Source organism: Microcoleus sp. OTE_8_concoct_300, assembly GCF_031383065.1.
Classification (GTDB): Bacteria; Cyanobacteriota; Cyanobacteriia; order Cyanobacteriales; family Microcoleaceae; genus Microcoleus.
Genome location: NZ_JANMZH010000746.1, coordinates 1 through 1110 on the forward strand (window position 1 = coordinate 1; position 1110 = coordinate 1110).

General features: G+C 46.6%; 4 protein-coding genes. 3 read left to right on the forward strand and 1 reads right to left on the reverse strand.

What is annotated here, in order from left to right:
- From ACUVJL_RS33300 to ACUVJL_RS33310, 3 genes are all read left to right on the forward strand, one after another.
- Nucleotides 1-196, forward strand: a 196-nt coding sequence (locus tag ACUVJL_RS33300) for a hypothetical protein (protein WP_445249743.1), incomplete at its 5' end; no start/stop codon positions are given.
- Between the two features lie 50 nt (nt 197-246).
- Nucleotides 247-420: a hypothetical protein gene (locus tag ACUVJL_RS33305; protein ID WP_445249744.1), complete on the forward strand. Its 174-nt coding sequence runs from the start codon at nt 247-249 to the stop codon at nt 418-420.
- A gap of 28 nt (nt 421-448) precedes the next feature.
- Complete coding sequence (locus ACUVJL_RS33310; RefSeq protein WP_445249745.1) at nt 449-844, forward strand: hypothetical protein; 396 nt, start codon at nt 449-451, stop codon at nt 842-844.
- An 83-nt stretch (nt 845-927) separates the two neighbouring features.
- Here ACUVJL_RS33310 and ACUVJL_RS33315 read toward each other — a convergent pair.
- On the reverse strand, nt 928-1110 hold a 183-nt coding region (locus tag ACUVJL_RS33315), incomplete at its 5' end, for a hypothetical protein (RefSeq protein WP_445249746.1).

Below are 1110 nucleotides of genomic sequence, written 5' to 3' on the forward strand. Positions count from 1 at the left end.
TAAAAAAATTCCACCTGAAATGGCTGAACTAAGCGTTTACGTAGATAAAAGGCTAAAGCTACGATTCAAACTAGCTTGCACAGCTCAAGAAAAGCCAATGAGCGAAGTCATCGGTTTACTGATGAAGCAATGGCTAGAGACAGCAGAAACCCCGCCAGAACCTAAAACTCAAGCGGGGCAAAACGTTCAAGACTGAGGAGACATTAAGTAAATGACCTCTAGCGCAGACAGATTTGCGAGGGGCAAATGTTGAGAGACGCAGACAACCCAGAAAAATCTTGGGAAGACTTGGAAGCCGAACTCGCTGAACACCCGGACAGACCTTTTTATGCTCGGAGTGACGCAGAAGCTGCTAAGCGATGCGAACAGCAAAACCGCGAAGCAACAAGACACCCCGATGCAACCGGAAGAACCTATTAAGCTGTGACGAGAAAAAAAGGAAAAACCGATGACCGAATATCGATTAACACCCGCAAAGTACCACCACGTACAAGTAGTTGTTTCCCTGAACCGCGTTCACTTAGACAGCTATAAAAACCCCGATGAAGCATTGACAAAACTGCTCGAACTCGGTTACACTCCAGAACTGCGCTATCAATGGAATCCAGAGCGAAACGAATTTGATTTATACGCCCTAATTCACGACCTGCCGCTAGAAGAATCGCTAATGACCGATGAAAAGTGTGCGGAGTTTTTCAAGCATTTCAAACACAGCCAAATATATTCGATCGGGTGCGGTAACGCTGACCCAGATTGGCTATTTGCTTGGGATTTTGATGACCCCCGCCGTCACGCCAAGCCAGAAGAAATTGAACCTTTACCAGCAGCTAAAGCAGCAGCTTAATATGATGAACGCAGGCGGAATTCCATCTGCGTTCATCTGTGTTTATCTGCTAATATCTGCGGTCAAAAAAACGCCCAATCCAACTACTTCGCCGCAGGTAAAGACAACTGAGGCGAAGTTTTAGGATAGCTTCCATTCTCAGAAATCACAGCCGGTTCCTGCGACACCAAAAACTCGCGAATTAGCCTAGCAACTGCTCTTTGAGCTAAACCGCCGACTACTTTCTGCCCCATATTCTGCACTTCAGGTTTCACCAACAACTGCGG

Excerpts from the sequence above, each read along its gene's own strand:
- ACUVJL_RS33305 (WP_445249744.1), top strand. The coding sequence starts at position 247 with ATGTTGAGAGACGCAGACAACCCAGAAAAATCTTGGGAAGACTTGGAA.
- ACUVJL_RS33310 (WP_445249745.1), top strand. The coding sequence starts at position 449 with ATGACCGAATATCGATTAACACCCGCAAAGTACCACCACGTACAAGTA.